At 50.4% G+C, this 8,368-nt stretch carries 8 protein-coding genes and 1 pseudogene; 7 read left to right on the top strand and 2 right to left on the bottom strand.

Annotated features, from left to right (window positions below):
- The 7 genes and pseudogenes from FEK43_RS18565 to gstA all read left to right on the top strand — a co-directional run.
- Positions 1 to 261, top strand: a pseudogene (locus FEK43_RS18565) (electron transport complex subunit RsxC); the annotation flags it as partial.
- Positions 262 to 1,320, top strand: coding sequence for an electron transport complex subunit RsxD (gene rsxD / locus FEK43_RS18560; protein ID WP_135406778.1), 1,059 nt, complete (start codon positions 262 to 264; stop codon positions 1,318 to 1,320).
- A 3-nt stretch (positions 1,321 to 1,323) separates the two neighbouring features.
- The gene (rsxG, locus tag FEK43_RS18555) at positions 1,324 to 1,944 is read left to right on the top strand and encodes an electron transport complex subunit RsxG (RefSeq protein WP_131161930.1); all 621 of its coding nucleotides are present in this window, start codon (positions 1,324 to 1,326) and stop codon (positions 1,942 to 1,944) included.
- 3 nt (positions 1,945 to 1,947) lie between these two features.
- Positions 1,948 to 2,643 (top strand): electron transport complex subunit RsxE, encoded by a 696-nt coding sequence (rsxE, locus tag FEK43_RS18550; protein WP_064530022.1) that lies wholly within the window; start codon positions 1,948 to 1,950, stop codon positions 2,641 to 2,643.
- A complete protein-coding gene (gene nth, locus FEK43_RS18545; protein ID WP_001030332.1) occupies positions 2,643 to 3,278 on the top strand; it encodes an endonuclease III in 636 nt (211 codons plus the stop codon). Before rsxE ends, nth begins: the two co-directional genes overlap by 1 nt.
- A gap of 609 nt (positions 3,279 to 3,887) precedes the next feature.
- On the top strand, positions 3,888 to 5,390 hold the full coding sequence (gene dtpA, locus FEK43_RS18540; RefSeq protein WP_064530078.1) for a dipeptide/tripeptide permease DtpA: 1,503 nt from the start codon (positions 3,888 to 3,890) through the stop codon (positions 5,388 to 5,390).
- Positions 5,391 to 5,495: 105 nt separating this feature from the next.
- A complete protein-coding gene (gstA, locus tag FEK43_RS18535; protein ID WP_135493918.1) occupies positions 5,496 to 6,101 on the top strand; it encodes a glutathione transferase GstA in 606 nt (201 codons plus the stop codon).
- A gap of 43 nt (positions 6,102 to 6,144) precedes the next feature.
- Here gstA and pdxY read toward each other — a convergent pair whose 3' ends face one another.
- Positions 6,145 to 7,005: a pyridoxal kinase PdxY gene (pdxY, locus tag FEK43_RS18530; RefSeq protein WP_130208172.1), complete on the bottom strand. Its 861-nt coding sequence runs from the start codon at positions 7,003 to 7,005 to the stop codon at positions 6,145 to 6,147.
- 61 nt (positions 7,006 to 7,066) lie between these two features.
- Positions 7,067 to 8,341, bottom strand: coding sequence for a tyrosine--tRNA ligase (gene tyrS / locus FEK43_RS18525; protein ID WP_053264059.1), 1,275 nt, complete (start codon positions 8,339 to 8,341; stop codon positions 7,067 to 7,069).
- Between the last annotated feature and the right edge of the window lie 27 nt (positions 8,342 to 8,368).

Genomic DNA, 8,368 nt, shown 5'->3' with positions numbered 1-8,368 from the left:
GTTGAAGCCGCTATCGCCCGTGCTAAAGCGCGCGAGCTGGAACAGCAGCCTGCTAATGAAGAACCGCAGGAACAGGTTGATCCGCGTAAAGCTGCCGTTGAAGCTGCTATCGCCCGCGCTAAAGCGCGCAAGCTGGAACAGCAGCAGGCCAACGGAGAGCAGGAAGAACAGGTTGATCCGCGCAAGGCTGCAGTTGCCGCGGCTATCGCCCGGGTTCAGGCAAAAAAAGCCGCTCAGCAAAAGGTTGTAAACGAGGACTAAATGGTATTCAGAATAGCTAGCTCCCCTTATACCCATAACCAGCGCCAGACATCGCGCATAATGCTGCTGGTGCTGGTCGCAACCGTCCCAGGAACCGCTGCGCAACTGTGGTTTTTTGGCTGGGGTACTCTCGTTCAACTCCTGTTGGCCTCGGTCAGTGCACTCTTAGCCGAAGCCCTCGTACTCAAACTGCGCAAGCAATCTGTAACGGCAACCTTAAAAGATAACTCAGCATTGCTAACGGGCTTATTACTGGCGGTAAGTATTCCGCCTCTTGCGCCGTGGTGGATGGTGGTACTCGGCACGGTGTTTGCCGTAATCATCGCTAAACAGCTGTATGGCGGTCTGGGGCAAAATCCGTTTAACCCGGCAATGATTGGTTATGTGGTATTACTGATCTCCTTCCCGGTACAGATGACCAGCTGGTTGCCGCCGCATGAGATTGCGGTCAATATCCCTGGATTCATTGACGCTGTACAGATTATCTTCAGCGGTCATACCGCCAGTGGTGGTGATATGAACACACTTCGCTTAGGTATCGATGGCATTAGCCAGGCGACACCGCTGGATACATTCAAAACATCTGTACGCGCCGGTCATTCGGTTGAACAGATTATGCAGTATCCAATTTACAGCGGTGTTCTCGCGGGCGCTGGCTGGCAATGGGTAAACCTCGCATGGCTGGTTGGTGGCGTGTGGCTGCTATGGCAGAAAGCGATTCGTTGGCATATCCCCGTCAGTTTCTTAGTGACACTGGCCCTGTGCGCAACGCTGGGTTGGTTGTTCTCTCCGGAAACACTAGCTTCACCGCAGATTCATCTGCTGTCTGGCGCGACCATGCTCGGTGCATTCTTTATTCTGACCGATCCAGTCACCGCGTCTACCACCAATCGTGGTCGTCTGATTTTCGGTGCGCTGGCGGGATTATTAGTCTGGCTGATCCGCAGTTTCGGCGGCTATCCTGACGGCGTTGCCTTTGCTGTCCTGCTGGCGAACATCACGGTTCCTCTGATCGATTACTACACGCGTCCACGCGTATACGGCCATCGCAAAGGATAAACCATGCTGAAGACTATCCGAAAACACGGTATTACGCTGGCGCTGTTCGCCGCTGGTTCAACAGGTTTAACGGCTGCCATCAACCAGATGACCAAAGCCACGATTGCTGAACAGGCTAGCCTGCAACAAAAAGCGTTATTTGATCAGGTGTTACCAGCCGATCGCTATAACAACGAGCTGGCCCAAAGTTGCTATATAGTGACTGCGTCTGAGTTAGGAAAAGGCGAGCATCGGATTTACATCGCGAAAAAGGATGATAAACCAGTAGCTGCCGTTCTGGAGGCAACCGCACCAGATGGTTATTCTGGTGCGATTCAGTTGTTGGTTGGGGCCGATTTTAACGGCACGGTACTTGGCACCCGCGTGACAGAACATCACGAAACGCCGGGACTTGGCGACAAAATCGAACTGCGCCTTTCTGACTGGATCACCCATTTCGCGGGTAAAAATATCAGCGGCGCGGATGACGCTCACTGGGCAGTGAAGAAAGATGGTGGTGATTTCGACCAGTTCACCGGAGCGACCATTACGCCTCGCGCGGTGGTGAATGCGGTAAAACGCGCCGGATTGTTTGCCCAAACGTTGCCAGCACAACTTTCTCAGCTTCCTGCCTGTGGAGAATAAACCGTGAGCGAAATTAAAGACGTTATTGTTCAGGGGTTATGGAAGAACAACTCCGCACTGGTCCAGTTACTTGGCCTCTGTCCGCTGCTGGCGGTCACTTCCACTGCCACCAACGCACTGGGTTTAGGGCTTGCGACAACGCTGGTGTTGACTCTCACCAACCTGACCATCTCGACGCTGCGTCACTGGACGCCAGCCGAAATCCGAATCCCGATTTACGTGATGATCATCGCCTCGGTGGTCAGCGCCGTACAAATGCTGATTAACGCATACGCCTTTGGCCTGTATCAATCGTTAGGGATTTTTATTCCTCTGATTGTCACTAACTGTATCGTTGTTGGCCGTGCGGAAGCTTTCGCCGCAAAAAAAGGTCCGGCGCTCTCCGCACTTGATGGTTTTTCGATAGGCATGGGCGCAACCTGCGCCATGTTCGTACTGGGTTCACTACGCGAAATCATCGGCAACGGAACATTGTTTGACGGTGCCGATGCGCTGTTAGGTAGCTGGGCCAAAGTACTGCGGGTAGAGATCTTCCATACCGATTCTCCCTTCCTGTTAGCAATGTTACCGCCAGGCGCATTCATTGGTCTGGGGCTGATGCTGGCGGGAAAATATCTGATTGATGAAAGAATGAAAAAGCGCCGTGCTGAAGCAGCTGCTACACGCGAGTTGCCAAACGGTGAAACAGGGAATGTCTGATGAACAAAGCAAAACGACTGGAGATCCTCACTCGCCTGCGTGAGAACAACCCTCATCCTACAACCGAACTTAATTTCAGTTCGCCTTTTGAATTGCTGATTGCTGTACTGCTTTCCGCTCAGGCGACCGATGTCAGCGTCAATAAGGCGACGGCAAAGCTTTACCCGGTGGCCAATACACCTGCCGCAATGCTCGAACTGGGCGTTGATGGGGTTAAAACGTATATCAAAACCATTGGGCTATATAACAGCAAAGCAGAAAATATCATCAAAACCTGCCGTATTTTGCTCGAACAGCATAATGGCGAAGTTCCGGAAGATCGCGCTGCGCTGGAAGCCCTGCCCGGTGTAGGGCGTAAAACAGCAAACGTGGTATTGAATACTGCTTTCGGTTGGCCGACCATTGCTGTAGATACGCACATTTTCCGCGTCTGTAATCGCACCCAATTTGCACCGGGGAAAAATGTCGAACAGGTTGAAGAAAAACTACTCAAAGTGGTTCCGGCAGAATTCAAAGTCGATTGCCACCACTGGTTAATCCTCCACGGGCGTTACACCTGTATTGCCCGCAAGCCTCGCTGTGGCTCCTGCATTATTGAAGATCTTTGTGAATACAAAGAGAAAGTTGACATCTGACGAAAAGGGGTAACATCGTTATCCCATTGATAACTATTTCTCATCCTCTTATAAAACATCTTGTTAACGTCAATGATGCCGCCTCGCGGCATCATTGTCAGGCAATCCGTTTGTGAATAACCAAAAATGCAGGTTAATTGTTTTTTTAATAGCGAAATTTTCTATCTATTCGTGATCAAGATCACATTGATGTCATGATGTAAAAATTTTGCTCTATTTAAGTTAAATTTGACAAGGCATTGATTCAACCAGGGCATAAACCTACAAAACATTACACTGTCTATTTTTCAGATAATGGACTATCTCACTACATAAAACACCTTACAGTAGAACATATCGCCAAATATCAGTATTCCCCCTCTTCTGGTAGTGAAAAAATCTGCCGTTGCGTTTTTTGAAAAATTTAACGCTGGATAACATTTCAATGGGCCGATGATTTCTCCATGCCAGTTATATGTAACAGATTATTACAAAGGACTTGTCTGAAAGTGCAAGATAGTGAACATTACCTGCCGTTTCCCCTCCCACTATAACAATTGCGCGTATGTTTATTAGACATCACGCGAGAAAGCACCCCCGTTAATATGGGATGTAAAAAAAGAGGTAAAAGTGTCCACTGCAAACCAAAAACCAACAGAAAGCGTTAGTTTGAACGCTTTCAAACAACCGAAGGCGTTCTATCTCATCTTCTCGATCGAGTTATGGGAACGCTTTGGTTATTACGGCCTACAAGGAATTATGGCTGTTTACCTGGTTAAACAACTGGGTATGTCCGAAGCGGATTCAATCACACTTTTCTCTTCCTTTAGCGCCCTGGTTTATGGTCTTGTCGCTATTGGTGGTTGGTTAGGCGATAAAGTACTGGGTACAAAACGCGTCATTATGCTTGGTGCTATTGTGCTGGCTATTGGCTATGCGCTGGTTGCCTGGTCTGGTCACGATGCCGGTATCGTCTATATGGGTATGGCGGCAATTGCGGTCGGTAACGGCCTGTTTAAAGCCAACCCGTCTTCACTGCTGTCAACTTGCTACGAGAAAAACGATCCACGTCTGGACGGTGCATTCACCATGTACTACATGTCCGTCAACATCGGTTCATTCTTCTCTATGATTGCAACGCCGTGGTTAGCAGCCAAGTATGGCTGGAGCGTCGCATTCGCCCTTAGCGTAGTTGGTCTGTTGATCACCATCGTTAACTTCGCCTTTTGCCAACGCTGGGTTAAGCAGTACGGTTCAAAACCTGACTTCGAGCCGATCAACTACCGCAATCTGCTGTTAACCATTATTGGTGTTGTCGCGCTGATTGCTATTGCCACCTGGCTGCTGCACAACCAGGACGTTGCGCGTATGGCGCTGGGCGTTGTTGCCTTCGGTATCGTGGTTATCTTCGGTAAAGAAGCCTTTGCAATGAAAGGTGCTGCACGTCGTAAAATGATCGTTGCTTTCATCCTGATGCTTGAAGCAATCATCTTCTTCGTGCTGTACAGCCAGATGCCGACGTCTCTGAACTTCTTTGCAATCCGTAACGTTGAGCACACCATTCTGGGCCTGGCAGTAGAACCTGAACAGTATCAGGCACTGAACCCGTTCTGGATCATCATTGGTAGCCCGATTCTCGCCGCTATCTATAACAAGATGGGCGATACCCTGCCGATGCCGACTAAGTTTGCTATCGGTATGGTGATGTGTTCTGGCGCGTTCCTGATCCTGCCACTGGGCGCGAAATTCGCCTCTGACGCCGGTATCGTGTCTGTAAGCTGGCTGGTCGCAAGCTATGGCCTGCAGAGTATCGGTGAACTGATGATCTCCGGTCTGGGTCTGGCAATGGTTGCGCAGCTCGTTCCACAGCGTCTGATGGGCTTTATTATGGGTAGCTGGTTCCTGACCACTGCCGGTGCAAACCTGATTGGTGGTTATGTTGCGGGTATGATGGCTGTACCGGATAACGTAACCGATCCGCTGATGTCGCTGGAAGTATATGGCCGCGTATTCTTACAGATTGGTGTTGCTACTGCTGTTATTGCAGTGCTGATGCTGCTGACCGCGCCGAAACTGCATCGTATGACTCAGGACGATGCTGCTGATAAAGCGGCGAAAGCTGCCGTAGCGTAAATTTCAGGGAAACTCTTTTACAAGCCGCTAACTTTTCGTTAGCGGCTTTTTTTTTGTTCAGCAACGCACTACCATACTTTAAACCACAGCCAAAAGGAGTTACCGATGAAACTGTTCTACAAACCGGGCGCCTGCTCTCTTGCTTCCCATATCATCCTGCGTGAGAGCGGAAAGGACTTTACGCTCACCAGTGTGGATTTAATGAAAAAACGTCTGGAAAACGGCGATGATTACTTTGCGATTAATCCTAAAGGGCAGGTTCCTGCTCTGCTGCTGGACGATGGCACTCTGCTCACGGAAGGCGTGGCCATTATGCAGTATCTTGCCGACAGCGTCCCCGACCGCCAGTTACTGGCTCCGGTAAACAGTATTTCTCGCTATAAAACCATCGAATGGCTGAACTATATCGCCACTGAGTTGCATAAAGGCTTTACTCCGCTGTTTCACCCGGCTACACCGGAAGAGTTCAAACCGACTGCACGCGCACAGCTGGAGAAAAAACTGCAGTACGTTAACGATGCGCTGAAAGAGGATCACTGGATTTGCGGGCAACGTTTTACTATTGCTGACGCCTATCTGTTTACTGTACTGCGCTGGGCATATGGGGTGAAATTGAATCTGGAAGGTTTAGATCATATTGCCGCCTATATGCAGCGTATGGCTGAACGTCCGACGGTAAAAGCCGCGCTAACTGCGGAAGGGTTGCAGTAATGGTTATCGGCCCGCAGGATACTGTGGGCCGACAAGACACTTTTCAGAGCTTCGTCGCACTGAAGTAGTGTTCTGGTTTAGCAATACGATCCTGGGCTGCTACAACTTGCAGCTCATATTCCTGCATTGCTTTGGTGGTTACCATAATTTCGTATACCGCCGCGGTCACATGCTCCAGCGCCTGCTGCAACGTTGCGCCCTGTAGTAGTTTCACTAGCAGTAACCCGCTCGTCACATCACCGACGCCTACTGGCTGACGCGAGCCAAAGTCTACCAGAGGACGGTCGATATGCCATGCTTCATCGGCAGTGACCAGCAGCATTTCAAAACGTTCTGTGCTGTAACCGGCACGCGCCAGATGTTTCACCAGTACGATTTCAGGCCCCTGAGCAATAAGTTCGCGCGCAGCTTTAACCGCATCTTCGACGTTATGTACCGGATGCTCGCAGAGGATTTCCAGCTCAACCAGATTTGGCGCGATGATATCGCTGGCAGGAAGACCGTGACGCACGTGGAACTCCGCCACACCTGGCGCAACGATACAGCCTTTTTCGGGGTGTCCCATTACCGGATCGCAAAAATATTTCGCCTGCGGGTTCGCCGCTTTCACCTGACGGACAATACCGAGGATATGCTCGCCCTGCTCCGCCGACCCCAGATAGCCGCTTAATACGGCATCACAAGTGTGCAACTTATCGATGGCAGCAATGCCTTGCACAATTTCGGTTAAATGGCTGGGCGGCATAACACAGCCGGTCCATTTGCCGTATTGGGTGTGATTAGAAAATTGAACGGTGTTGAGTGGCCAGACATTCGCGCCCAGGCGGCGCATTGGAAACTCTGCCGCGCTGTTACCCGCATGACCATAGACAACGTGAGACTGGATAGCGAGAATATTTTTCATCGTGTTCCCTGTATAAAAATCAGGGGGAGTGATTTCTCACCCCCCCTTTCCACTTAATGCATTATTTCCAGCAAATCAGACAGTAATTCTTTTTGCCGCGACGAAGTAAGGTATAACGACCAAACAGACGATCTTCTTCTTTAAAGAAGTATTCTGGATCGGACTGTTTTTCACCATTAATGGTGATGGCATTAGAGGCGATAGTTTTACGCGCCTGACCACGGGAAGGTTGCAGTTCAGAATCAACCAACGCCTGCATCAGATCAGCGCCTTTTTCCATCTCTACCATCGGTACGCCGTCCTGCGCCAGTTGTTCGAAGTCCGCTTCACTCAGCGCACTCAGAGAACCGCTGAACAGGCACTCAGTAATACGTTTCGCAGCTTGCAAACCTTCTTCACCGTGAACCAGACGCGTCACCTGCTCCGCAAGCACATACTGAGCGCGTGGCGCTTTACCGCTGTTTTTGTCTTCTTCTTCGAGGGCATTGATCTCTTCAATGCTCATAAAGGTAAAGAACTTCAGGAAGCGGTAAACGTCAGCATCAGCAGTATTGATCCAGAACTGGTAGAACTTGTACGGACTGGTTTTCTTCGGATCCAGCCATACTGCACCACCTTCAGTTTTACCGAACTTAGTGCCGTCTGCTTTGGTGATAAGAGGAACGGTCAGGCCAAACACCTGGTTCTGATGCAGACGACGGGTCAGATCGATACCAGAGGTGATGTTACCCCACTGGTCAGAACCGCCGATTTGCAGCACCACACCGTACTGTTTGTTCAGGCAGGCAAAGTCATAGCCCTGCAACAGGTTGTAGGAAAACTCGGTAAACGAAATCCCCTGATCTTCACGGTTGAGACGCTGTTTAACCGCTTCTTTGTTGATCATCTGGTTAACGGAGAAGTGTTTGCCGATATCGCGCAGGAAGGTCAGCACATTCATATTGCCGAACCAGTCATAGTTGTTCGCTGCGATAGCAGAGTTTTCTCCGCAGTCGAAATCGAGGAACGGGGCAACCTGCTTGCGGATTTTGTCCACCCACTCCTGAACAGTTTCTTCAGTGTTCAGCTTACGCTCGGCAGCTTTGAAGCTCGGGTCGCCAATCAGACCCGTGGCGCCGCCTACCAGCGCAACCGGCTTGTGGCCCGCCTGCTGGAAGCGTTTCAGGCATAACAATGGAACAAGATGCCCCAAATGCAAGCTGTCAGCGGTAGGATCGAAGCCGCAATAGAGCGCGATCGGGCCTTGCGCCAGTCGCTCTGCTAACGCTTCTTCGTCCGTCACCTGGGCCACCAGCCCCCGCTCTTGCAATTGTTTAATCAAGTTACTGCTTGCCATCAAAATCTCCATGTATATAACGACTGC

This window comes from Escherichia sp. E2562 (genome assembly GCF_005781075.1).
Classification (GTDB): domain Bacteria; phylum Pseudomonadota; class Gammaproteobacteria; order Enterobacterales; family Enterobacteriaceae; genus Escherichia.
Note: the sequence above shows the minus strand (reverse complement) of the source record. Positions and strands in the feature narration are given on the sequence as shown.